The organism is Yokenella regensburgei, from assembly GCF_051486985.1.
Classification (GTDB): domain Bacteria; phylum Pseudomonadota; class Gammaproteobacteria; order Enterobacterales; family Enterobacteriaceae; genus CBFFRJ01.
This window is the reverse complement of sequence record NZ_JAHVDV010000032.1, coordinates 42919-66604: the sequence shown is the minus strand read 5'-3', so window position 1 is coordinate 66604 and position 23686 is coordinate 42919. Positions and strand designations below refer to the sequence as shown.

19 protein-coding genes are annotated in these 23686 nt (G+C 53.1%); 8 read left to right on the top strand and 11 right to left on the bottom strand.

Annotated features, from left to right (window positions below; genetic code table 11):
• Positions 1 to 313 precede the first annotated feature (313 nt).
• The 8 genes from fbpC to hemB form a co-directional block, all read right to left on the bottom strand.
• The gene (fbpC, locus tag KXR87_RS19310) at positions 314 to 1360 is read right to left on the bottom strand and encodes a ferric ABC transporter ATP-binding protein (RefSeq protein WP_437433828.1); all 1047 of its coding nucleotides are present in this window, start codon (positions 1358 to 1360) and stop codon (positions 314 to 316) included.
• A 12-nt stretch (positions 1361 to 1372) separates the two neighbouring features.
• Positions 1373 to 3451: an ABC transporter permease gene (locus KXR87_RS19305; protein WP_437433827.1), complete on the bottom strand. Its 2079-nt coding sequence runs from the start codon at positions 3449 to 3451 to the stop codon at positions 1373 to 1375.
• A 69-nt stretch (positions 3452 to 3520) separates the two neighbouring features.
• Complete coding sequence (locus KXR87_RS19300; RefSeq protein ID WP_437433826.1) at positions 3521 to 4552, bottom strand: ABC transporter substrate-binding protein; 1032 nt, start codon at positions 4550 to 4552, stop codon at positions 3521 to 3523.
• A gap of 13 nt (positions 4553 to 4565) precedes the next feature.
• A complete protein-coding gene (gene uhpC, locus KXR87_RS19295; protein ID WP_437433825.1) occupies positions 4566 to 5867 on the bottom strand; it encodes an MFS transporter family glucose-6-phosphate receptor UhpC in 1302 nt (433 codons plus the stop codon).
• A gap of 86 nt (positions 5868 to 5953) precedes the next feature.
• Complete coding sequence (locus KXR87_RS19290) at positions 5954 to 7495, bottom strand: MASE1 domain-containing sensor histidine kinase (protein ID WP_437433824.1); 1542 nt, start codon at positions 7493 to 7495, stop codon at positions 5954 to 5956.
• Positions 7495 to 8124, bottom strand: coding sequence for a response regulator (locus KXR87_RS19285; protein ID WP_437433823.1), 630 nt, complete (start codon positions 8122 to 8124; stop codon positions 7495 to 7497). The genes KXR87_RS19290 and KXR87_RS19285 overlap by 1 nt, the downstream gene beginning before the upstream one ends.
• A gap of 122 nt (positions 8125 to 8246) precedes the next feature.
• Positions 8247 to 9962, bottom strand: a complete 1716-nt coding sequence (locus tag KXR87_RS19280; RefSeq protein WP_437433822.1) for a lysophospholipid acyltransferase family protein — start codon at positions 9960 to 9962, stop codon at positions 8247 to 8249.
• 131 nt (positions 9963 to 10093) lie between these two features.
• A complete protein-coding gene (gene hemB / locus KXR87_RS19275) occupies positions 10094 to 11065 on the bottom strand; it encodes a porphobilinogen synthase (protein WP_437433821.1) in 972 nt (323 codons plus the stop codon).
• Between the two features lie 483 nt (positions 11066 to 11548).
• Between hemB and KXR87_RS19270 the strand changes: the two genes are divergently transcribed.
• Positions 11549 to 14497 carry an autotransporter outer membrane beta-barrel domain-containing protein gene (locus KXR87_RS19270; protein WP_437433820.1) on the top strand — a complete coding sequence of 983 codons (2949 nt, stop codon included), beginning with the start codon at positions 11549 to 11551 and terminating at the stop codon, positions 14495 to 14497.
• A 93-nt stretch (positions 14498 to 14590) separates the two neighbouring features.
• The gene (locus KXR87_RS19265) at positions 14591 to 15217 is read left to right on the top strand and encodes a helix-turn-helix domain-containing protein (RefSeq protein WP_437433819.1); all 627 of its coding nucleotides are present in this window, start codon (positions 14591 to 14593) and stop codon (positions 15215 to 15217) included.
• Between the two features lie 16 nt (positions 15218 to 15233).
• Here the strand turns inward: KXR87_RS19265 and ampH are convergent, their stop codons facing one another.
• On the bottom strand, positions 15234 to 16391 hold the full coding sequence (gene ampH / locus KXR87_RS19260) for a D-alanyl-D-alanine-carboxypeptidase/endopeptidase AmpH (RefSeq protein ID WP_437433818.1): 1158 nt from the start codon (positions 16389 to 16391) through the stop codon (positions 15234 to 15236).
• Positions 16392 to 16591: 200 nt separating this feature from the next.
• On the opposite strand from ampH, the gene KXR87_RS19255 reads away from it, so the two are divergent.
• From KXR87_RS19255 to KXR87_RS19245, 3 genes are all read left to right on the top strand, one after another.
• Positions 16592 to 17125 (top strand): isochorismatase family protein, encoded by a 534-nt coding sequence (locus KXR87_RS19255; RefSeq protein ID WP_437433832.1) that lies wholly within the window; start codon positions 16592 to 16594, stop codon positions 17123 to 17125.
• 116 nt (positions 17126 to 17241) lie between these two features.
• On the top strand, positions 17242 to 18462 hold the full coding sequence (sbmA, locus tag KXR87_RS19250; protein ID WP_437433817.1) for a peptide antibiotic transporter SbmA: 1221 nt from the start codon (positions 17242 to 17244) through the stop codon (positions 18460 to 18462).
• Between the two features lie 13 nt (positions 18463 to 18475).
• Entirely contained in the window at positions 18476 to 19609 is a 1134-nt protein-coding gene (locus KXR87_RS19245; protein WP_437433816.1) for a DUF1615 domain-containing protein, read from the top strand.
• Here the strand turns inward: KXR87_RS19245 and KXR87_RS19240 are convergent.
• Entirely contained in the window at positions 19603 to 19905 is a 303-nt protein-coding gene (locus KXR87_RS19240; protein ID WP_437433815.1) for a DUF2755 family protein, read from the bottom strand. The two genes, KXR87_RS19245 and KXR87_RS19240, sit on opposite strands and share 7 nt — an antisense overlap.
• A 252-nt stretch (positions 19906 to 20157) precedes the next feature.
• Here KXR87_RS19240 and KXR87_RS19235 point away from each other — a divergent pair, with 252 nt between their 5' ends.
• Entirely contained in the window at positions 20158 to 20400 is a 243-nt protein-coding gene (locus KXR87_RS19235) for a DUF2754 domain-containing protein (protein ID WP_437433814.1), read from the top strand.
• On the opposite strand, the gene ddlA is transcribed toward KXR87_RS19235, so the two are convergent.
• The gene (gene ddlA / locus KXR87_RS19230; RefSeq protein WP_437433813.1) at positions 20397 to 21497 is read right to left on the bottom strand and encodes a D-alanine--D-alanine ligase; all 1101 of its coding nucleotides are present in this window, start codon (positions 21495 to 21497) and stop codon (positions 20397 to 20399) included. The genes KXR87_RS19235 and ddlA overlap by 4 nt on opposite strands.
• Positions 21498 to 21580: 83 nt before the next feature.
• Between ddlA and KXR87_RS19225 the strand changes: the two genes are divergently transcribed.
• Together KXR87_RS19225 and KXR87_RS19220 are read left to right on the top strand one after the other, a co-directional pair.
• On the top strand, positions 21581 to 22264 hold the full coding sequence (locus KXR87_RS19225; protein WP_437433812.1) for an extensin-like domain-containing protein: 684 nt from the start codon (positions 21581 to 21583) through the stop codon (positions 22262 to 22264).
• A gap of 169 nt (positions 22265 to 22433) precedes the next feature.
• On the top strand, positions 22434 to 23624 hold the full coding sequence (locus KXR87_RS19220; RefSeq protein ID WP_437433831.1) for a multidrug efflux MFS transporter: 1191 nt from the start codon (positions 22434 to 22436) through the stop codon (positions 23622 to 23624).
• The last annotated feature ends 62 nt before the right edge of the window (positions 23625 to 23686 follow it).

The window sequence follows — 23686 nt, the reverse complement described above, 5'->3', positions numbered from 1 at the left end:
GCGAGGGCGGCTTTACAGGGAGGTTTCCTCCGCCCGTCCCCGATAAGCCTGAAGGATTAAGCGTCGTGAACCGCGAAGCGGCGATTTTCCTGGCCGGGAGCCCGGGTCGCCAGGGTGGTGGCGGTGAACCACCCTGGCACGTTCACGGGGTCTGGTGTGACAGAAAAGCAAGGAACATAARGTGAACGGAACGACCCTCGGAGCCGCATGTTCCCCCTCACCCTGACCCTCTCCCTTGAGGGAGAGGGAACCGTCCGTGCTCGTATTTATTTGTGGGGATTCCTCAGCCTAAAGGGAGAGGGAACCGTCCGTGCTACAGGCTCTCAGCCAGTTCAAACATGCCGTACGGGTGAATTTGCAGGAAGTAGGTGTCCCCGACATCCGGCTGCAGCCGTGTGGCGTTCACCTGCAACAAAATGCGCTGTCCGTGCCACTCCACAATGACTTCATACTGCGGCCCCATATAAGCCACGTGCTGAATCACACAGCGCTGGCTCTCTTCGCCATGTTCTCCGAGGGTGATGGCCTCCGGGCGTACCCCCACTGTACCCGTACCCTGGGCGGCAAAATGCTCAGGCTTCGGCAAACGGTAGCCGTAAATAGCCACGCTGTCCTGCTGGATGGTCGCCGGGAACAGGTTGGCATCGCCCATAAAGCTCGCCATAAAACGTGACGCGGGCTGACGATAGAGGTCCTGCGGCGACCCCATCTGCATAATGTTGCCTTTATTCATCACCAGTACGGTGTCGGAGACGGCAAAGGCTTCACTCTGATCGTGAGTGACATACAGTGAAGTGATATTGAACTGCTTTTGCAGCTCGCGAATTTTATCGCGCATGCTGCGACGCAGGTTAGCATCCAGGTTACTCAAGGGTTCATCGAAGAGCAGCACCTTGGGTTTGAGGATCAGCGCACGTGCCAGCGCCACGCGCTGCTGCTGGCCGCCGGAAATCTGGTCTACGAAGCGGTCTTCAAACCCCTCCAGATCCACCATCGCCAGCGCCTCTTTGACGCGGGTTTTGATCTCCGCACGAGGTACGCCGAGCATCTTCAGACCGTACCCCACGTTCTCGCCGAGCGACATATGCGGGAAGAGAGCATAGGACTGAAACACCATGCAGATGTCACGCTGCTGGATAGAACGATGCGTAACGTCTTCGCCGTCAATGAAAATCTGCCCATCGGTGGGCTTTTCCAGCCCGGCGACCAGGCGAAGCACGGTCGTTTTTCCACAGCCGGAGGGGCCGAGCAGGCTTACCATTTCCCCTTTCGGGATGGCGAGATTAATACTTTCAATGACCGTGTTGTTGCCGAAGCGCTTGTTAACGTTACGCAATTCTACGAAATGTTGTTGTGTCATGGTCGTGCTCCGTTACGCCTGGTTTTTGGCTTTGGAACGGGAGATACGAGCCTCACCGATCAGCCAGTCAAAAATAAAGATGATGGCGAGCATCACCACAATAAGGATTGAGCCGTAAGCAATCGCCACGCCGTACTCGCCGTCTTCCACACGATTCAGGATGTAAGCGGTCGCCACGCGGGTGTCCGGGGTGACCAAAAAGACGATGGCACTGACGGTGGTAATCGCACGGACAAAGCTGTAAATGAGCGCTGACAAAATAGCCGGACGCAGCAGCGGCAGCAGGATCTGCGTGATGGTACGCAGAGAGCCGGCGCGCAGGCTAAGCGAGGCTTCATCCAGCGATTTGTCTATCTGACCCAGGCCTGCGATACCCGCACGAATACCCACCGGCACGTTACGCATCACCATCGACATGATGACAATCGCTGCGGTTCCGGTGATGTATACCGGGGCACTGTTAAAGGCGAGGATATAAGAGACCCCAGCCACGGTGCCCGGTACGGCAAAGCACAGCATGGTGGTGAATTCGATGGTCTTTTTGCCTTTAAACTGCTGGCGCACCACAACCCAGGCGATCAGCAGACCAAACGCAGCGGTAATTGGCGCGGCAATACCCGCATACAGCAGCGTATCGAGTAGTGAAGGCCATGCACCGTCGCTCATTCCCTGGCCAAACAGCTTGGTGAAGTTGTCCAGCGTCAGGGTGTAATCCACGCCCCAGTTAACGGTGAAGCTGCCGTAAAAAATGCTGCCGTAAAGCAGGGCATTAAAGGCGACCCAAATGGCCAGTAGCGCGATCACGCTCCAGACCAGGGTGACCGGCAGCGGCTGCACATCGCCACGGTAGGATTTCCCGGAGACCGTCACGTAAGAGCGTTTGCCAATCCACATGTACTGTACGCAGAACACCAGCAGTGAGAAGAGCAGCAGGAAGGCGCCCAGCGTACTCGCCGCCTGATAATCGAGCTGCGAGCCGGTAATATAGAAGTAGATCTGCGTTGCCAGTACGTCGAAGTTGCCGCCCAGCACCAGGGGGTTACTAAAATCAGCCAGCGACTGCACCACCACAATCAGGAAGGCGTTCGCCAGAGCGGGTTTGAGCAAGGGAACAAATACGCCGTTAAAGGTCTGCCAGCGGCTGGCGCGCAGCGTGTAAGACGCCTCTTCCAGCGAAGGATGGATGGTTTTGATGGCCCCATCAATAATCATGAATGCCATCGGCGTAAAGGCCAGAACCTGCGCCAGCCAGATACCGGTAAAGCCATACAGCCAGTTCGTGTTGGTAAGCCCGAACCAGTCGACCATCAGTTCGGTCACGTAGCCGGAACGCCCCATCATCAGGGTAACGCCTAAGCCCACCACGAACGGGGGGGTGACGATGGGCAGAATGGAGAACACGCGCCCGATAATGGCGCTGCGTTTGGCAATACGCGTGGTGTAGATTGCCAGCACCAGGCCAAAGAAGGTGCAGCCGACGCCAACGGCCATCGCCAGCCAGATGGAGTTGAGGATGACCTGGATAATATGCGCCTGCGAAAGCACACTCATAAACGCCAGCGGGGCGAACTCGCCGCTGTCAGTGGTGAACATTGGAATAAAGATGGCGATGCTTGGCCAGACGATAAAGATGCTGATGAGCGCCACAATGGCTATGAGCGACCCAATGACGAAACGGTCACCGCCGAGCCACTCCAGACGGGTCAGCGCCAGCGTCATGATGGCACCTAAAGAGACGAAAAGCACAATGCTGGCGTAGCCAAGACCGCGACCTTCGACCGTGGCGCTGATCGCCACAAAGGCGATGCACAGCAAGGCCCATAACGCATCAAAGTAGTGACGGCCGCGCTGCTCACGTTTCGCTTCACTGAGCGGACGAAGCGCCAGTACGGAAGGGAGCAGATACCATAACCAGCTGACATTGAAATGCGACCAGCCGTAGGCGGCAAAGATTTCATCGGACGTTGAGTCGGTCAGGCCATAATCCAGGCTCCAGCTCGGCAGCAGCGCAAACGCCAGCCAGCCGAGCAAAACCCAAAGGAAGACCGCATCCCGTTTTTTGGCGGGATGGAGAGTGAGTGTATGTGACATAAGCGTTCCGGTGTTGTAGGCCGGGTGAGGCCACAGCGCCTTCACCCGGCAAATGCTGCAGGTGTGGGTTTATTTGCCCATCTTCACGTCGCTAACCCATTTGTTGATCAGCGCCTTACGGACATCCGTGGAACCGTATTTGTCCATGTCGTAGCTGATAAGCTTCAGATCGTCGAGCTTCAGTGAGTTTGGCGAGGTTTCGGCCGTGGTGTTGGTCAGAATCTGGTAAGACTTGCCTTTTTTCCACGCCAGCTCCTGGGCTTCTTTTGACAGCGCCCAGTCCACGAACAGTTTCGCGTTATCCAGGTTACGCGCCCCTTTCAGGATGCTGATACCGCCAATTTCATAGCCGGTGCCTTCACACGGTGAGATAAGTTCCAGCGGTGCGCCTTGCTCTTTTTCCAGTGAGTAATCATGCAGGAAGCCGATGCCAATCGCCGTTTCGCCACGGGCGGCGTTACGCGCCGGGGCAATGCCGGATTTCGTGTACTGTGAGACGTTGCTGTTAAGTTGCTTGAGGTAATCAAAGGCCTGATCCTCGCCCCACAGCTGAACGAAGGTTGCCAGCGCGGTGTAGGCGGTGCCGGAGCTTTGTGGATCTGCTATCTGGATCTCGCCTTTGTATTCCGGTTTGGTCAGATCTTTCCAGCATTTTGGTATCGGCAGGTTTTTCTCTTTCAGGCGCTGGGTATTGACGCCAAAGCCCAGAATGCCCACATACACGGCGGAGGAGAGGTTGCCTTTCACTTTTGCCGGGTCACGGAATTTCTCCATCACCTGCTCAAGATTCGGTGATTTATAGGCCTGCAACAGACCCATTTCTCCCGCCTGGGACTGGGGGTCCAGAGTGCCGCCGTACCAGACATCCGCCTGCGGGTTTTTCTTCTCTGCGTCGACTTTCGCCAGCGTACTGCCGGAACCGTTACGGATGAAGGAGGTTTTGACGTTGTATTTTTCGCCAAAGGCCTGGGTTTCGGTTTCACACATTTCATTGGTGGCGCTGCAATAGACCACCAGACGACCTTCTGCTTTAGCCACGCCGCTAAAGGCGGAGAGTGCCAGGCCGGTTGCTACCAGGGTAGAGAGTAGAGTGACTTTCATTATTTTATCCTTCTTACGAGGTGCCAGGACTGCGTGATGTTGCAATGCCCGCCATCAGTAGCGGCATCAGTAATAAACCCATCAGTACGGCGGCAACGGAGAGCAGAGTGAACATCCCCGACCAGCCATAGCGTTCAATGATTTGTGACAGCGGCCAGCCCGCCAGCGCGGCTCCCAGGTAGGCGAATATGCCGAGAAACCCGGTTATTGAGCCCGCTGCTGCCTTATGTCCGCACTCAACGGCGGCAAGGCCAATCAACATTTGCGGGCCGAAGACAAAAAATCCCACCGTAAAAAAGCACATTGCCAGCAGTGCGTAATGGTGCACCGGCGCGAGCCAGAGTGCCGCCACCGATACCATCAGCCCCAGCGTAAAGAGCAGGATCATCGGCGCACGTTGTCCACTAAACAGCAGGTCTGAGCCCCATCCGGCAAATAACGCCCCCAGCAGGCCGCCGATTTCAAACAGCATGACCGTGGCGTTGGCGCTCAGTAAGTTGACGCCGTGGCTTTCCGACAGCCAGAGATTGCCCCAGTCATTGAGCGCGATGCGGATCAGGTAGACCAGCACGTAAGAGAACCCCAGTAGCCAAATCAACGGGTTACGCAGTACGGTTTCGCGCAGCATCTGCCAGAGGCCCATTGGCGGGCTTTGCTGCTCCTGACGCAGCTCCAGCGGGTCGTGTCGCCACGCCCCTACGCTCGGTAATCCCTCTTCCTGCGGTGTGCCCCGCAGTTGCATCGTTAACCACACGCCCAGTGCCATGCTGAGTATCCCCGGTGTCAGCATCGCCGCCTGCCAGCCCCACCAGTGAGCGGCGAAGGCGCAAATCAGCGGAATAATCGCACCGCCGATGTTGATAGACATATTCCAGCAGCCCCACCAGAAACCGCGTTCGTTACGCGAGTACCAGTGGGTCAGCAGTCGGGCGCAGGGTGGCCAGCCCCAGCCCTGGAAAAAACCGTTTAGCGTCCAGACCACCAGCAGTAGTGGCAGCGAATCACCAAACGCAAACAGCACGTTCAGAAGCCCAGTGGCAAAAAGTCCGCAGCCCATAAAGGCGCGCTGACCGTGGCTGTCGTGCCAGAGCCCGGCGGCGAACTTCGACATGCCGTAGCTGAGATAAAACAGCGATCCCAGCAGGCCGATATCACCTTTATCCAGACCCAAATCGCTTTGCAGCGCAGGGAGTACGTAGTTCACGCTTTTACGCGTCAGATAAAACGCGGCATAGCCCACCACCATAGAGAGCAGCAAACGCGAACGCAGCATGCGATAACGGTGGTCAATGTCCTCAGGCGAGATGGCGTACATAGCGGTCTCCAGTTGCGCTGACTATAGGTAAGTGCAGGCGAAAGCGGATGAGAGAAACTGCCCGGATGACTAAGACTTTTTCCTGGTCAGCGTGAGTTTTGTTGCAAAACTGTGGGCAAGTTAACAGTAACGAAGGTGCCGTTGCGGGATTCGAGGGTCAGCTCTCCGCCAAGCGCATGGACGCGTTCACGCATTCCCTGAATGCCGGAGCCGGGCATTTTCCCGGCGGCAATCCCTACTCCGTTATCCTGCACTTCAAGACGCAAACGCTCGTTGTACTCGCTAAGGCGAATGCGCACTTCGCTGGCGCTGGCGTGTTTGCAGACGTTATTGAGCAACTCCTGCACCAGCCGGTAAAGGGTAAAGACCAGCGTTTCGCTGGTGGGAGGGGTATGCAGTTGGTAGTTGAAACGGCAATCGATGCCACGCTCAGCGAAGGCGAACTCGTTAACCAGGTGGTGTAACGCTTCCTGGAGGGTGAGTTCATCAAGCACCGGGGGACGTAACTGGCGGAGCAACTGTCGCGTGGAGTGGTGAATGCGTCGCGCCAGGGCGTTGATCTGTTCGGCCGCTTCCAGCGCCTGGGGAGTATCGCCCGCGCGTTTGACTAACTGGGACTGGATTTGAATGGCGGTGATGTTCTGGCCGATTTCGTCATGCAGTTCACGGGCCAGGCTTTTACGGGTGTCCTCTTCCGTATGAATCAGCTTTTCCGCCAGTGCCTGCCGCGCGCGCAGTTCGCCCTCCAGCCTGCGACGATAGCGGTCAAGATTCAATGCCAGGTGCTGCTGGCGGCTGATGGCGATGCCCAGCCCGATGCCTAACAGCGCCTGGGTGGCGAGAAAAATCTCCAGCTCCAGTAGATCGCTAAAGCCAACACCGACCTGGCGGGCGATGGTGATGAGCATGCTACCAAGCAGACCCGACATCACGCCGCCCTGCCAGCCAAACTTCCATGCCATAACGACGTTGGGCAAGAACACCACAATCAATAACAGGCGTTCGATTTGCGGAGAGAGCACCATCTGGGTACCGATACCGATGATGAAAAAGAGGCTGCACCAGATGATAAGCGAGGTGCGCAGCGGCGGGGCGATAGTATCCAGCCCCAACAGATGGTGACGATGCTGCTGGCGCAGGAACTCGAAAATCAGATAGGCAAAAGGGGTGAGCAGCACGCCGCCGGTAAACGAAGCCAGCCCGGCCAGCAGGACCGGGCTGTGTAAAAACGGGGCGAGCAGCAGAGTGTGGAGCAGTGCGGTGACGGTAACGGCCGTGAGCAGTAAGGTTAATCGCTGCCAGTACAAGGGAAAGCGGTGCCAGTATCGCTGGGTAAACAGCGCCGGCAGAAGAGTAATAAAGGGGGCGACAAGCATACTGTAACCGCTCACCAGCTGTTCGCTCCAGAGCCAGAAGATCAGCGCCAGTTGCGGCAATAACAGGGCGGGCCAGAACCGCCTTGAAACCAGAATCAACAGAGCCAGATAGACTCCATGTGGCAGAAACAATACCGCCTGCTGGCCGTTGTGGGTCAGATAGAAGCTGAGGGTCCAGAGCATCAGCCAGCCCGGTCCCCAGGCCAGCACGATAAACAGCGATATCACGCCGTGACGCAGGGATCGCGTCATCAGTGGTTCGCCAGCAGATTATGATTTAGCGCGAAGTGCACCAGTTCAATGGTGGTCGCACATTGCAGTTTGCCAAGAACGTTGGCGCGGTGGACGTGAACCGTTTTGTGGCTCAGTTCGAGTTGAAAGGCGATCTCTTTAACGCTGTCACCTTTTACCAGTAAATCAAAAACTTCACGCTCGCGTGGCGTAAGGGTGGAGAGCACTTTTACCGGCTGCACATCGCCGCGCAGGGCTTTGAGGGCATCAGCACAGAGATAGTGCCCGCCAAGTCCGACAGAACGGACCGCACGTACCAGCTCCTCAGGGCCGCAGCGTTTTGTCAGATAGCCACTGGCACCCGCGTCGAGCGCGCTTTGGACAAAAGCCGGGGTGTCATAGATGCTAAGGATAATCGCGCGAAATCCAGGGCGCTGCTGGCGCAGGCGTTTGAGCAGACTGAGACCATTTTCATCCGGCATGGCGACATCCAGTACGGCCACGTCGACATCCTCCTTCAGCAGGGCGGGCCAGGCTTCGGCAGCGGTACTGTATTGCCCGCTGACGCTGAGATCGTCTTCCAGCCCCAGCAACTGCGCAAACCCTGACCGTACTACCACATGATCATCCACCAGAACCACACGTACCATAACGCACTCTCGCAGGAGAAAAGCCCTATCATGCCGCCTGGTTTACGGCTGGCAACGTTCAGGTCGGCGATATGGAACCGATGTAACATAAATGCAATATTTGTGGGGGAGGTGGGCCGCCCTCAGGCGGCCGTGTTGTTCAGATGCGCGCCGATATAGCGCTCATAACGATGGGGCTTCAGGCGTGTCAGATCCACCAGCACCAGACCATCCACGCAATTGTTAAAATCCGGGTCACAACCAAAATCAATAAACTGCACGCCGCCGGGCTCACATAGCTCTGAATACTGCTTATACAGAGGCGGAATTGCACATCCCAGATTGCCGAGCATGGATTTCAGACGGGTTAAATCTTCGCTGTAATCCTCACCGGTAAACTGGGTCAGTACATCCGGCAGCGTGGCAGGCCAGGGGCGGCGCGAGTGGGCCAGTGGCCAGCTTGCCGGGAACCACAGACGGTAGAAGGCCACTAATAAGTCGCGTGCCGCAGGGGGGAACCCCCCGGAAATCGATACCGGACCAAACAGGTAGCGGTATTGCGGATAGCGGGCCAGGTAAGCGCCAATGCCGGACCATAGATAGTCAAGGCCGCGACGCCCCCAGTAGCGTGGCTGAATAAAGCTGCGCCCCAGTTCAATACCCTGCGCCAGGACGTCGGACATCCGCTCGTCATAATGGAACAGGCTGTAGCTGTAGAGCCCGGCCGGACCCCGCTTTTCCACCTGACCTGCGGTAGGCATAAACCGGTAGGCGCCGACGATTTCCAGATCGGTTTCGTCCCAGAGGATCAGATGAAGGTAGTCGTCATCGTACCTGTCGGTGTCGCGGCGTTTGCCACTGCCTTCGCCAACAGCACGGAAGGCTATTTCCCGCAACCGGCCCAGCTCACGCAAGAGCGGCGCATCCTCCTGCCCCTGACGCTGCCAGAGATAAATGATTTTTCCGTCGGGGGTGCGCCCAAGGCACTCGGCTCGTGTCAGCTCCCGGCGCAGCATGGCCCGGTCTTCCGGTCGGGCGATCGCACTCTCGGTTTTAAACAGGCCTGGCGCTTTTTTGCCCAGTCGACGCACGTGCTTGCGACATCTGTCCGCCACATCGCGGGCGGAGAGTGAGGGGGATTGCCAGCTGTCCCAGGGAATACGCTGACCAATGGTGATGGGCAGCGTGGTTCCGCGGCGGCGAAACATTTGTTGCACCAGCAAAAGCAGCGGCAGCGTGTCCGAGAGCAGTGCGGTGCCATAGAAAAGGGGGCTGTTGCGGGCGTTGATCCAGATGGGAAGCAGCGGTGTGCGGAATTTTTTCGCCAGTTTAACGAAGCCTGGATGCCATTTGCCGTCGCGGATGCCTTTGCGGGTCAGCCGTGACACTTCCCCGGCCGGGAAGAAAATCAAGACGCCACCCCGTTGCAGCTGGTTTTCCATCTGTTGCAGTGAAGTTTTTCGCGTGCGGCCGCCCATGTTGTCCACGGGAATAAACAAGGAGCTGAGAGGTTCCAGATGACAGAGCATCCGGTTGGTTACCACTTTGACATCGCGGCGGACCCGGGAAACAGCATACAGCAGTGCCAGTCCGTCCAGTGTGCCGGTGGGATGGTTGGCCACAATCACCAGTGGGCCTTGCTCGGGGATCTGTTCGATGTCATGAGCGGGGAGGGTACAGTGGATCTGCAGATGCTCCAGGACCTGCTCAACCATGTCCAGCCCTTTAAGATGAGGGTGGCTGGCGGCAAACTGTTGAAACTCTTTTTCGTATACCAGGCGTCTTAGCAGATTTTTTTGCCAGGGGGCGGGTTTGGCCTGGGGCCAGAGGTCATCAAGCACACTATCGAGACTAAACATGGTCACTCCTCCTGCCGTCTTGCGATGACAGTAGAAGTTACGGATGACACTTACATTTCAGCTTTGTGAATTAATGGCAACGCAGGAAAGGGGAGAGAGGTAGCCCGGCAGACACCGCCGGGCCTGATGACTTACAAAATCTTACGTTCAGCGAGGTCGAGGGCGAAGTAGCTGAAGATTAAATCGGCACCAGCACGTTTGATTGCTCCAAGGCTTTCCAGAATCACCTTATCTTCATCAATAGCGCCAGCCCTGGCGGCAAATTTGATCATCGCATACTCGCCGCTGACCTGATAAGCCCCCAGAGGTAAAGCGGTACGTTCACGAATATCACGCAGGATATCGAGATAAGCACCGGCCGGTTTTACCATCAGGCAGTCCGCGCCTTGCGCTTCATCAAGCAGCGACTCACGAATGGCCTCGCGGCGGTTCATGGGGTTCATCTGATAGGTTTTACGATCGCCTTTCAGCGCAGTCCCGGCGGCTTCCCGGAACGGGCCATAGAAGGAAGAAGCAAATTTAGTGGAGTAGGACATGATGGCGGTGTCGGTAAAGCCCGCTGCATCCAGAGCCTGACGAATAGCCTGTACCTGGCCGTCCATTGCCGCTGAAGGTGCGATAAAGTCGGCACCGGCTGCTGCCGCGACGACGGCTTGTTTGCCAAGATTGAGCAGGGTTGCATCGTTGTCGACGCCATGATCGCAGAGTACGCCGCAGTGACCGTGAGAAGTGTATTCACAGAAGCAGGTGTCAGACATCACGATCATCTCCGGTACTGCATCTTTGGCAATACGTGACATGCGCGCCACCAGACCATTTTCCTGCCAGGCATCACTACCGGTTGCGTCCGTGTGGTGAGAGATGCCAAAGGTCATGACCGAGCGGATACCCGCGCTGGCGATACGTTCAATTTCACGAGCAAGGTACTTTTCAGGAATGCGCATCACGCCGGGCATGGCGGTAATCGCTTTGTAATCATCAATCTCTTCTTCAACAAAGATGGGCAACACCAGGTCGTTCAGGCTAAGTGTTGTCTCTTCAAACATGGCGCGAAGCGAGGCAGATTTGCGCAGGCGGCGCGGGCGGGTGATTAAGTCAGTCATGATGTGCCTGAAGTCTTAGGAAACGTGGGGGATAGTGTATCTGAAAAAAGAAGGGTGTGTTTTACCAAAATCGTCTTTAACGGCGAGAAGGCCCGACGGAGTCTACATTGGCATAATCATTAGTTGGTGTGATATTTCTTTTTTGAATTTATAGAGGCATTTTATTGGTTTTATAAATTGCATTTGTGTGTTGAATATTCGTTGGTTTTAATAGGCTTTGCTCTGATGTGTATTTCGTTTTAAACCGTTTCATAAAAGAGAATGTTTTCTTTTTTATCTGGATGAAAAGTATGGCTTTTGCTATTTAATCCCCAGGTGTTAGTGATTGAGAAAAGTAATTTATCCGAATTCGGACTTTACGTGAACTTTAATTGAACCATTTGGTTTATGTACGGCATAATTTTCTCCGCAACGAAACTTGATTGTATTTGATGCATTAATAATTGATGGACCAACGATAATATCCCTGAGGAGGGATGACAAATGCACTCCTGGAAAAAGAAACTTGTAGTATCGCAACTGGCATTAGCCTGCACTTTGGCAATCGCTTCTCAGGCAAATGCGGCGACTTATGATACCTGGAATTACGTTGATAATCCTAAGACAGCGCTGGACTGGAGCGATATGGATGCGCCAGGTACGGTTGATGGCAACTATGTGAATTATAGCGGTTTTGTTTACCACAATAATGCGAACGGCGACTTTGATCAAACATTTAACGGTGATACCGTTAACGGTACGATTTCCACCTATTATCTGAACCATGATTATACTAATGGTGTTGATGGCTCAGATAACATATTGAACATCAATAATTCAATTATCCACGGCTCTATTACCTCTCATCTGCCTATTGGCGTTGGTACTGATGGGCATGCATATCAATATCATGAATACGGTACTGACCGCGTAATCGATAATAACTGGCATGATGGCGATGTGTTCACACTGAACATTTCAAACTCCATCATTGATGACGATTATGAAGCATTATATTTCACTGACTCCTACCTGGACGGTGACGTAACCAAACAAACTCATGAAACCTTTACCACGGCAGCAGGTGAAGGCAAACCATATGGCGCAGGCCTTGGCCTTGCCGTAAATCTTGATGTTGAAAGCAATATCAATATTTCGAATAACTCTCGTGTCGCGGGTATCAGCCTGACTCAGGGCAATACGGCTAACAATACCTACACCACTGAGTCCCACACCTGGGATAATAACATCAACGTTTCCAATTCTACCGTCACATCTGGTTCAGTGACTTCTCTTGAGACTTCTGGCTTCTATGGCCACTCTGCTGAACCAAGTGATTATACCGGTAATGGCGGCGACAACGATGTAGCATTGTATTTCAGCGATAGTGCAGCATCTAACTATTCAATGAAAAACAATGTCAACTTTAACAACTCTACTCTGCTTGGCGATGTTGTTTTCAACAGTACCTGGAATGCGAATTTCTATCCTCATGGTTATGATAGCAACGCTGATGGCGCAAAAGACACCAACGGCGGCTGGGCTGATGATGCGTTAAACGTTGATGAGCTGAACATCACCCTGGATAACGGCTCTAAATGGACGGGTTCTGCAAGTTCCAGTTATGAAGCAATTGCCTCTACCGACTGGTATGACGTAACAGATAATAGTATTTATCCTGGCTCTGTCATCGAAGGGAATGCCTGGAACCGAGTCATTGACGATAAAGTTTTCCAGAGCGGCGTATTTAACGTAGCGTTAAATAATGGTTCTGTCTGGAATACTGTAAATGATTCTAATATTGACACTTTGACTGTGAACAACGGTTCAAAAGTTAATGTTGCTCAATCCAGCCTGCTTTCTGACACCATCGCACTGACTAACAGTTCTTCTTTGAACATTGGTGATGAAGGTTATGTAGCAACCGATCATTTGACCGTAAACAGCTACAGTACAGTTAACGTGTCCAGCGATGATACGACAGATTCTTATGGTGGTTACACTCCGTCTCTGTACGCTAACACCATCACTGTCACAAACGGCGGTCTGCTGAATGTGGATGTTGATGAATTTGATATCAACCCCTTCAAAACAGATACCCTGGAGCTGACCAGTGGAAATATTGCTGACAGCAAAGGTCATGTAGTTTCAGGTGTATTCAATATCAATAGCAGCAACTATGTTCTTGATGCTGACCTGGTCAATGACCGCACCAACGATAAAACCAAAGCTAATTATGGCTATGGTGTCATTGCAATGAACTCCGATGGTCACCTGACTATCAACGGCAACGGCGATATCAATGGTGGTAATGAACTGGATAACAGTTCTACTGATGACGTAACCGCAGCCAAAGGTAACTACAAAGTTCGCGTTGACGACTCAACCGGTGCTGGCCGTATCGCTGACTACAAAGGTAAAGAACTTATCTATGTTAACGATAAGAACACCGCAGCAACCTTTACTGCAGCTAACAAAGCCGATCTGGGTGCTTACACCTACGAGGCTCAGCAGAAAGGCAACACCGTTGTTCTGCGTCAGCGTGAACTGACCGACTATGCCAACATGGCGCTGAGCATTCCTTCTGCGAATACCAACATCTGGAACCAGCAGCAGGATACTCTGTCTACCCGTCTGACCAACGGTCGTCATGGACTGGCAGATAACGGTGGCGCATGGGTTAACTACTTCGGTGGTAGCTTCAACGGTGACAACGGCGTTATCGAATACGATCAAGATATCAGCGGCATCATGGTCGGTGTTGATACCTTCGTTGAAGGTAATAACGCGAAATGGACCGTCGGTGCGGCGGCTGGTTTTGCTAAAGGCGATGTAAGCGATCGTTCTGGCAAAGTCGATCAGGATAGCCAGTCTGCGTACATCTACTCTTCTGCACGTTTCGACAACAACGTCTTCGTTGATGGTAACCTGAGCTACAGCCGTTTCAGCAATGACCTGTCTGCAACCATGTCTAACGGTCAGTATGTTGACGGTGATTCTACTACGGATGCATGGGGCTTTGGTCTGAAAGCCGGTTACGACTGGAAAGTGAACGACAACGGCTATGTTACTCCGTATGCTGCTATCTCTGGTCTGTTCCAGTCCGGTGATAACTACCGTCTGAGCAACAACATGAAAGCGGGCGATCAGGATTACGATAGCCTGCGTTATGAACTGGGCGTGGATGCAGGTTACACCTTCTCCTACGGCAGCGATCAGGCTCTGACCCCGTACTTCAAACTGGCTTACGTCTACGATGACTCCAATAACACGGCGAAAGTGAATGGTGACTCTATCGACAATGGCGTTGAAGGTTCTGCGGTTCGTGTTGGTCTGGGTACGCAGTTCAGCTTCACCAAAAACTTCAGTGCTTACACTGATGCAACCTATCTGGGCGGCGGCGACGTTGAACAGGATTGGGGTGCTAAAGTTGGCGTGAAATACACCTGGTAATAAAACTGGCAGGGAAGATATCTTCCCTGCTATTTTGATTTATACAAATTCCCGCTATGGATTGGTGGGAATTTTTACATACAAGGACAGTTAATGATTTCACTGAATAAACCGCTTGCGGAATATTATTTACTAGATCAATGTTTTTCACCTCACGGTACGTTTTTCGAACTGCCAGAAAATACGCTTCTCACTTTCAAAAACATAAATCCTAATGAGGTGGCTATTTTTCTTCAGCAGGGTGAAATTGCTATCAGCCGAAAATATAATGATGTTCTGCTGGGGATTGCCCAGGGGCCTTTTATAAACGGCCTCAGTACAAGCATGATTGCCCGCCCTGTGGAGTACGTTTACACCACACAAAGCATATGTACGGGTTATTATTTACCTTCTGAAAAGGTATTAACCATACTTGAAGATAATCAACTCTGGCGTGAAGCCTTTGCCTGGTTGACCTGGTGGCACCGGCTTGCTGAAAGCCGCGACAGTCAGCTTATAGGAAGTAGCACTTATGATCAGATTCGTTCAACGCTACTAACCATGGCAGACTGGGATGAAACGCTACGCTCACGAATAGGCGTGATGTATTACATTCAACGGCGAACGGGTATTTCCCGCTCGGTGATTGCCGAGGTCCTTTCTGCATTGCGTAAGGGTAATTACATTGAAATGTATAAAGGCAAGCTATTAAAAGTTAATCGCTTGCCCTACGAATATTAAATGAACGGGAATGATATCAGGAGGATGGCACGATGATGGGCTTATTACTGCTCATTTCACTGACCAACTCGTTCACCCCATCACTCATGTTAGTAAATTTCGTTAACGGCGAGCGAGTGACGACAACAAATACCCCGACATTACTTTGTGGAATCATTGCCATATAGGTGATAAAACCGCCGCCGCCGCCTGTTTTTTGAATAATACCCGGGCGCCCCTCTTTGGGTGCCATATAGACCCATCCCATGCCCAAAGCATCAGCTCTGCCTGGCACATCCATACCGATAACACGGGTAAGCTGGTTGCGTTGATAAATCAATGTCTGCATCCGATCGGCCTGGTTATTTCGATGATAGAAATCCGACGAAAGGAACTGCTGCATCCAACGCATCATATCGCCTGGCGTGGAGTAAACCCCGCCACTGCCAATGGCAGCGAGCGTGTTATTACACGGACTGGCTCCCTTCTCGGCGATCATCAGTCGCTTGCATTGATCGGGTGAGGGGGTGAACGTCGTATCTTTCATGCCAAGCGGGCGGGTGATCTGCTCTTCGAAAAGCTGCGGATAAGGTTTACCTGCTGCTCTCGCCAGCGCATCTGCCAACAGATCAAACGCCAGATTGGAATAGGCGGCCTGCGTACCGGGGCCAGCTTTAAGTTTAGCCGTAGAGAGCCAGTTCCATCGTTGTTGCTGGGTAGGCCAGACAAAAACGTCTCTGTGCGCGGCTCCCCCGGGTTGTTCACGAGGCAGGGCACTCGTATGGGTGGCCAGATTCAGTAACGTAATCGGCGATCCCTGCCATGTCGGCACGACAGCGCCAGGCGGGGCATACTTACTCAGGGGATCGTTCAGTTTAACTATCCCCTGATCGTACATTTTCACCAGCATTTCACTGGTCATCAGTTTGGAAATCGACGCGATACGGATAACGGAATCGAGTTGAGGGCGTACGTTGGTGCCCGGGCGCGTTTCACCAAAGCTTCTGAAAACGCGCTGATTGCCATCAATGGCTACCAGAGCCATCCCCGTCGCGCCGCTGCCATAAAAAATATGGTTAGCGTAACGATCAACGATATCAGACGCAAAAGCCGGGTCGGGTGACGTCTGAGCTGCATGGGCTGGTGCCAACGTGAAGGCGTACAGCGCCGCAGAAAAAAGCAAACAACGTTTCAACGAAAGCATCCGTATATGAAAGAAGTGGATAGTGCGTATTTATACTATCTGGCGGGGTATTTCAAAGCACAGAAAAAGGCATAATTTCTGAAATTTACGTAACGATGCGTAAACATGAACTTTTTTCCTGAACCCCAAAGGAATAAAGGGCTGTGGTACCCTCACTTATTAGCAATGATAGCCAGTGATGAGGGGGGATGATGTCGGGCAGACGGATAGTGATGGTAGTGGATATGCAGCAAGGGGTATTCGCCACCCCGCGCTTTCAACGAGAAGAGTGTGTGCGGCAGATAAACCGGCTCATACATGCTGCGGACACGGTGATTTTTATCCAGCACTGTGAGGCGGGTGGCCTCGAGGAGGGCAGTGAAGGGTTCCAGTTACTTCCAGAACTTTACCAGCCGGACCATGCGCTCTATGTCATGAAAACAGCCTGTGACAGTTTCTATCAAACGCGACTGGAAGCGGTGCTCACTGAACATCACATTACACACTTCGTGATGTGCGGTTGCGCCACCGATTATTGTGTCGACACTACGCTGAAAAATGGGGCCAGTCGGGGGTATGCCATCACCGTTGCAGGCGATGCCCACACCACTGCGCATCGACCGGCAGCCAGAGCGGATACGCTCATCGCCCATTATAACGAGGTGTGGCGTACCCTCATACTTCCCGGTAATCCCGTTTTCGTGAAATCCGTCGAAACAATTCTTAACGAGTGGCAGGCGAACTAAGGCGCTACCCTCAGGTCTGATTATCCGCTCTGTAACACCTACCCCGGAAATTCTATATCCGGGGTGAGCTGTGTCGTGTAAGCAATGCAAAAAATAAGAAAGCGCAGGAGAGTATAATGTTTAAGTCTTTTTTCCCAACGCCGAAGTTATTTTTCCTCTCGGCGTTTATTTGGGCATTGATCGCCGTGATATTCTGGCAGGCCGGCGGGGAAGCCTGGCTGTTGAGAATGACCGGCGCCTCATCCGAAGTTCCAATCAGTGCCGCCCGTTTCTGGTCGCTCAATTTTCTTCTTTTTTATGCTTACTACGCCTTCTGTACCGGCATTTTTGCGCTGGCCTGGTTTTTCCTCTCGCCCCATCGCTGGCAGCGCTGGTCTATTCTGGGAACGGCGCTGATTATTTTCGTCACCTGGTTTTTGGTTGAAGTGAACGTTGCGATAAACGCCTGGTACGCCCCGTTCTATGATCTTATTCAGACTGCGCTCAGTGCCCCCAACAAAGTCAGCATCAGCCAGCTTTATCATGAGATTGGCACTTTTCTGTGGATTGCACTGATCGCCGTCTCCGTGGCGGTATTAAACAACTTCTTCGTGAGTCATTATGTTTTCCGCTGGCGTACGGCGATGAACGAATATTATATGGCGCACTGGGAACAGCTCCGCCACATCGAGGGTGCCGCCCAGCGTGTGCAGGAAGACACGATGCGTTTTGCCAGCACTCTGGAGGACATGGGGGTAAGCTTTATTAATGCCATCATGACCCTGATTGCCTTTTTGCCGGTGCTGGTTGCGTTATCGCCTCATGTCCCGGAACTGCCGTTGGTTGGGCATATTCCTTATGGCCTGGTGATTGCTGCGATCGCATGGTCTCTTTTGGGCACGTTTTTACTGGCAGCGGTGGGGATCAAACTTCCTGGCCTGGAGTTTAAAAACCAGCGCGTGGAAGCGGCTTACCGCAAAGAGCTGGTTTACGGTGAGGATGACGCAGAGCGGGCAAAACCAAATACCATGCGCGAACTGTTTGCCGCCGTTCGCCGTAACTATTTCCGTCTCTACTTCCACTATATGTATTTCAACATCGCACGTATTTTGTATCTTCAGGTGGATGTGGTTTTCGGTTTGATTGTGCTGTTTCCGACCATTGCTGCGGGTGCGATCACCTTTGGGTTGATGCGTCAAATCACCAACGTCTTTGAACAGGTTCGTAGCTCATTCCAGTATCTTATTGCTTCCTGGACTACGCTGGTTGAACTGATGTCTATCTATAAACGTTTGCGCAGTTTTGAACACGAACTGGACGGGCAGCCGCTAACGCAAATGACCAACCACTTTAGCTAACGCAAGGAACATTATGTCAGTTTGCGCGCCGCGTCTTTTCGCGACCACAATGACCCTGCTGGCGGGATGCATTCTCGCTGGCTGTACCACCGGCAAGAACACCACGGCGACCAGAACTGCTGGCCCGGCGGCCGTGTCTGAAGCAGAAAAACCACAGGATGTGGAGAGCGTTGTCCGACGCAAAATGCCCGCCAGTGTAAAAGACAGAGATGAATGGGCAAAAGCACTGGCTACGACCTTCTCAAGCCAGGGGCTGGACCCGACGCTGGAAAATATCTGTTCCGTGCTCGCTGTAGCGCAGCAGGAGTCGAATTATCAGGCCGATCCTGCGGTTGCCGGGCTGAATAAGATTGCCTGGAAAGAGATTGACCGACGGGCTGCACGCCTGCATATCCCTGAGATCCTCGTCCACACCGCGCTGAAAATTAACTCGCCGAACGGTAAGAGTTACAGCGAGCGCCTGGATAACGTCCGTACGGAAAAACAGCTGAGTGAAATTTTTGATGACTTCATTGGTACGGTGCCGATGGGGCTGACGTTATTCGGCTCTTATAACCCGGTGCGCACCGGCGGTCCGATGCAAATCAGTATTGCGTTTGCTGAGCAGCATACGGATGGCTACCCGTGGAAAATGGCGGGTACGGTACGTCAGGAAGTCTTTACCCGGCGTGGCGGCTTATGGTTTGGAACCTATCACTTGCTCAACTACCCGGCTAACTACAGCGCACCTCTCTACCGTTTTGCCGATTTCAATGCGGGATGGTACGCCAGTCGTAACGCTGCTTTCCAGAATGCAGTCAGCAAAGCGACAGGGGTGAAGCTGGCGTTGGATGGTGATGTTATTCTCTATAACAGTAGCGAGGCGGGCAGCACGGAACGCGCAGTACAAAAACTGGGGCCAGCGTTAGGGATGAGCGATCGGGATATTCATCGTCAGCTGGCCACGGGCGACAGCATAGCTTTCGAAAAAACTGCCTTGTATCGGGAGGTTTATCGCCTGGCAGAGCAGAAAACCGGTAAAAGCTTGCCCAGAGAAATCCTGCCGGGTATCCAGCTTGAAAGCCCGAAAATCACGCGCAACCTCACCACCGCATGGTTTGCGAAGCGCGTCGACGATCGTCGGGCTCAGTGTATGCGCGGTCAGTGATGACGTCGCCAGCGCAGTATAAGGCCAATAACGCCTAAAATTGCACTACCCACCAGAAACGGCACCAGACCAAAGAGGGTGCCGACGCCGAAGCCGATTTCAACCTGAGGTCGGTTTGCATCCTGCACCTGTACCAGATGTTCAAACACCCCCGGTGCATGGACCAGCAGATTCAGTAGCTGTGCCCCGGCCCAAAAGCAGAGAAGCACAAATACCGCATAGGCAATATTTCCTGGCGTGGAGGCGTCGCGGGTTTTCTTCCCGGTAAAGGGTTTCGACAGTGTAAAGTCAGCCATAGAGACCTCCGCTTGATTCAGTTTTCCGGCAAAAAGCCAGTGACACTGAGTGATTTTGACAGCAGGATGAAATTGTCAACATCGGAATGGTGATAATTTCATTGCGGGAAGGTTTCCAGTTGGGTAAATTTTGTCGATGCTCACATTTTTGTAATATTTTGGTTACGTAATTAACATTTAAGAATTTCCGCATAGGCCACAGACGGGATAACGGGAATATGCGAGGATATATTTTTTATTGCCGGAGTTGTCATGAAGCTGCCCACGAAAATACGCCGTGACTGGCATTATTATGCGTTTGCGATTGGTTTGATTTTTATTCTGAATGGAGTGGTGGGGCTATTGGGTTTTGAGGCCAAAGGCTGGCAGGAATATGCCGTCGGTCTGGTCACCTGGGTTATCAGTTTTTGGCTCGCCGGGCTCATTATTCGCCGCCGCCCTGAGGATGAGCCTGAAGCGACGGCGAAAAACGAGGAAGAAAAGCCGCTGGATTAACGTCCCATTGAGGACTTGAGTGCGCTATCTGCCTGATGGCGCGCCAGCGCCAGTTCAATAAGCTGCGTGATCAAATCGGTGTAGCCGATACCACTGGCCTCCCACAATTTGGGGTACATGCTGATATTGGTGAAGCCCGGCAGCGTATTGATTTCGTTAATAATGACTTCATTTTCTGGCGTGAGGAATACATCGACACGCGCCATCCCCGCGCACCCCAGTGTCTGATAAGCCTGAACGGCAATCTCGCGAATACGGTCATTCACTTCCGGGGTAATATCGGCAGGTACAACGACCTGTGCGCCATTATCATCAATATATTTGGTGTCATAGGCGTAGAAATCGCTGTTTAATACAATTTCACCGCAGGTACTGGCTCTCGGACGATCGTTCCCAAGTACCGCACACTCAATTTCACGCCCTTTTATGCCCGTCTCAACCACCACTTTATGGTCGAACTCAAAGGCCAGGCTGACGGCCGCAGCGTATTGCGCTTCGCTGGTGACTTTACTGACGCCGACCGATGAACCCTGGTTTGCCGGTTTAACAAACAGCGGCAGCCCAAGCTTTTCCTGAACCTCGTGGAAAGCGAAACGATCGCGGTTGCCGCGCGTCAGGGTGATAAAAGGCGCGATGGCAAGCCCGGCATCACGCAGCAGACGTTTGGTGACGTCTTTGTCCATGCAGGCTGCAGAGCCCAGCACATCAGAACCGACAAAGGGCAACCCGGCCATACGCAACAAGCCCTGGAGTGTGCCGTCTTCACCCTGGGTACCGTGAACGATAGGAAAGATAACATCCACCGGTGCCAGGGGGAGGCCGTCGTGAGCATTAATCAGTTGCCCGGACAACTGGCCCGGCACCAGGGCGACGGTTTCTTCTGAAGGGTTGAGGGCAATGCGCGCCGGATCGCTGGCATTTTGCAGGTAATTATTCGCATCATTACAGTGCCACTGTCCCTGCTTATCTATTCCCAGCAGGACGACCTCGAAACGCGATTTATCCATTGCATCAACAATATTTTTTGCCGATTGCAGCGACACTTCATGTTCAGCCGATTTACCGCCAAACACGACTCCTACCCGCAGTTTTGCCATCACACCTTTCACTCACATCAATCAGAAAGCACATACCATATCACTTCTGCCATACTGTTTTCAGTGATAAATGGAGGGGATACGTGAAAGGGAAAAGCCTGTTAGTTCTTGGTATTTTGGTGGCAGCAGGCGGGGCGGGATACCGCTATCTGCCATCTTATTACAACCCCTTTGCTCCGCTTACGCTGCGCGATCCGCCGGGGCGAATAACGCAATATAAATTACGTCACCTTTCGCCTGAACAGTGTTCAGCTCTCCTTGTGCAGGCTAATCAGCAAAAGTTAATCTCCGCATCGCCGGTTGCTGACAGCCAGGGCGAGTGTCCTTTAACCAACGTGGTACGGGTTCGCGACTTTGGTGCGGTGAAGTTGAGCAGCAGTTTTTTAGCCAGTTGTCCGCTGGCGCTGAGTTCGGCACTTTTCGTTGAACAGCAGGCGCGTCCGCTCACCCGGCAGTTCACCAACCAGGCACTGGTGCGTATTGATCATCTGGGCAGCTATGCCTGCCGTAATATTTATAACCGGGCAGAAGGACGGCGCAGCGAACACGCCACCGCGGATGCGTTAGATATCAGCGGGTTCAGGCTGGCAAATGGTGAAGTGGTAACGGTATTGCGTGGCTGGCCGGCGCCTGCCACACAACCCTGGCTGCGCGCGATGTTGAGCGCAAGCTGCCACTATTACGGCAATGGACTCGGCCCGGAATACAACGCCGCGCACGCCAACCATTTCCATCTCGGCATGCGTGGGTTCGGACTTTGCCGGTAAGTATAAACTGCGGATATTATTCGCGTTCTTGCTGTCCTCTGCCGCCAGCGCTGATTGTCAGGGGATAAAACACTAAAATAGGGGTAAAAGCACCACGGGTAGCTCTTCGCTCCGGCCTTCTTGTTACTCTGTGTCTAATTTGTCAAAAAATGAATCATTACTGCTATCTATGGAATCCTGGAAGGTCAATCTCATCTCGGTCTGGTTCGGCTGCTTCTTTACCGGCCTGGCAATCAGCCAGATCTTACCGTTTTTGCCGCTCTATGTTGCTGAACTCGGTGTCACGTCGCACGAGGCGCTGTCGCTATGGTCAGGGCTGACCTTTAGCATTACCTTTCTCGTTTCTGCTATTGTTTCGCCCCTCTGGGGCAGTCTTGCTGACAGAAAAGGGCGCAAATTAATGTTGCTGCGCGCGTCCCTCGGCATGGCGGTGGCTATCCTGCTTCAGGCATTTGCCACGAACGTCTGGCAACTGCTTATCCTGCGTGGCGTGATGGGGCTGACCTCAGGTTACATCCCCAATGCGATGGCGCTTGTGGCGTCGCAAGCGCCACGGGAGCGAAGTGGCTGGGCGTTGAGTACACTCTCTACTGCGCAAATTAGCGGCGTCATTGGCGGGCCGCTGATGGGAGGCTTCCTGGCCGATCATTTTGGTTTGCGAACGGTCTTCTTTATCACGGCTATTTTACTGGTTATTAGTTTCCTGGTGACCCTGTTTCTTATCAAAGAGGGGGGACGTCCCAAAATTACTAAGGCGCAGCGGTTAAGCGGCAGGGCCGTATTCTCGACGCTGCCTTACCCGGGACTGGTCATTAGCTTGTTTGTGACCACAATGGTCATCCAGTTATGTAATGGTTCGGTGGGGCCGATTCTGGCGCTTTTCATCCAGTCCATGACCCCTGACAGCAGCAACGTTGCGTTTCTTAGTGGCCTGATTGCGGCTGTTCCCGGTGTCTCTGCACTCATGTCTGCGCCCCGGCTCGGTAAACTTGGCGACCGTATCGGCACCGCGCGCATTTTAATGGCCACGCTGGTGTGTGCCGTGGTTCTGTTTTTTGCCATGTCCTTCGTAACCACACCCTTTCAACTGGGGGTACTGCGCTTTCTGCTGGGGTTTGCCGATGGCGCAATGTTACCCGCCGTGCAAACGCTGCTGCTCAAGTACGCGAGCGATCAGGTGACGGGACGTATATTTGGCTATAACCAGTCGTTTATGTATCTGGGAAACGTCGCAGGGCCGCTGATGGGGGCTTCGGTATCGGCAATGGCTGGATTCCGATGGGTCTTTGCCGCGACGGCGCTGGTTGTGTTGTGCAATATCTGGCAACTTGCCATCGCGCTTCGTAAGGTAAAAAAATAAACAGATGACTTGTCACGGGTCTATTACCCAGGCAGTTCGATAAGTTTTTTTATATAAAAGGT

Coding starts and splice junctions, on each gene's coding strand:
- fbpC (WP_437433828.1), bottom strand. CDS start 1,360: ATGACACAACAACATTTCGTAGAATTGCGTAACGTTAACAAGCGCTTC.
- KXR87_RS19305 (WP_437433827.1), bottom strand. CDS start 3,451: ATGTCACATACACTCACTCTCCATCCCGCCAAAAAACGGGATGCGGTC.
- KXR87_RS19300 (WP_437433826.1), bottom strand. CDS start 4,552: ATGAAAGTCACTCTACTCTCTACCCTGGTAGCAACCGGCCTGGCACTC.
- uhpC (WP_437433825.1), bottom strand. CDS start 5,867: ATGTACGCCATCTCGCCTGAGGACATTGACCACCGTTATCGCATGCTG.
- KXR87_RS19290 (WP_437433824.1), bottom strand. CDS start 7,495: ATGACGCGATCCCTGCGTCACGGCGTGATATCGCTGTTTATCGTGCTG.
- KXR87_RS19285 (WP_437433823.1), bottom strand. CDS start 8,124: ATGGTACGTGTGGTTCTGGTGGATGATCATGTGGTAGTACGGTCAGGG.
- KXR87_RS19280 (WP_437433822.1), bottom strand. CDS start 9,962: ATGTTTAGTCTCGATAGTGTGCTTGATGACCTCTGGCCCCAGGCCAAA.
- hemB (WP_437433821.1), bottom strand. CDS start 11,065: ATGACTGACTTAATCACCCGCCCGCGCCGCCTGCGCAAATCTGCCTCG.
- KXR87_RS19270 (WP_437433820.1), top strand. CDS start 11,549: ATGCACTCCTGGAAAAAGAAACTTGTAGTATCGCAACTGGCATTAGCC.
- KXR87_RS19265 (WP_437433819.1), top strand. CDS start 14,591: ATGATTTCACTGAATAAACCGCTTGCGGAATATTATTTACTAGATCAA.
- KXR87_RS19255 (WP_437433832.1), top strand. CDS start 16,592: ATGTCGGGCAGACGGATAGTGATGGTAGTGGATATGCAGCAAGGGGTA.
- sbmA (WP_437433817.1), top strand. CDS start 17,242: ATGTTTAAGTCTTTTTTCCCAACGCCGAAGTTATTTTTCCTCTCGGCG.
- KXR87_RS19245 (WP_437433816.1), top strand. CDS start 18,476: ATGTCAGTTTGCGCGCCGCGTCTTTTCGCGACCACAATGACCCTGCTG.
- KXR87_RS19240 (WP_437433815.1), bottom strand. CDS start 19,905: ATGGCTGACTTTACACTGTCGAAACCCTTTACCGGGAAGAAAACCCGC.
- KXR87_RS19235 (WP_437433814.1), top strand. CDS start 20,158: ATGAAGCTGCCCACGAAAATACGCCGTGACTGGCATTATTATGCGTTT.
- ddlA (WP_437433813.1), bottom strand. CDS start 21,497: ATGGCAAAACTGCGGGTAGGAGTCGTGTTTGGCGGTAAATCGGCTGAA.
- KXR87_RS19220 (WP_437433831.1), top strand. CDS start 22,434: ATGGAATCCTGGAAGGTCAATCTCATCTCGGTCTGGTTCGGCTGCTTC.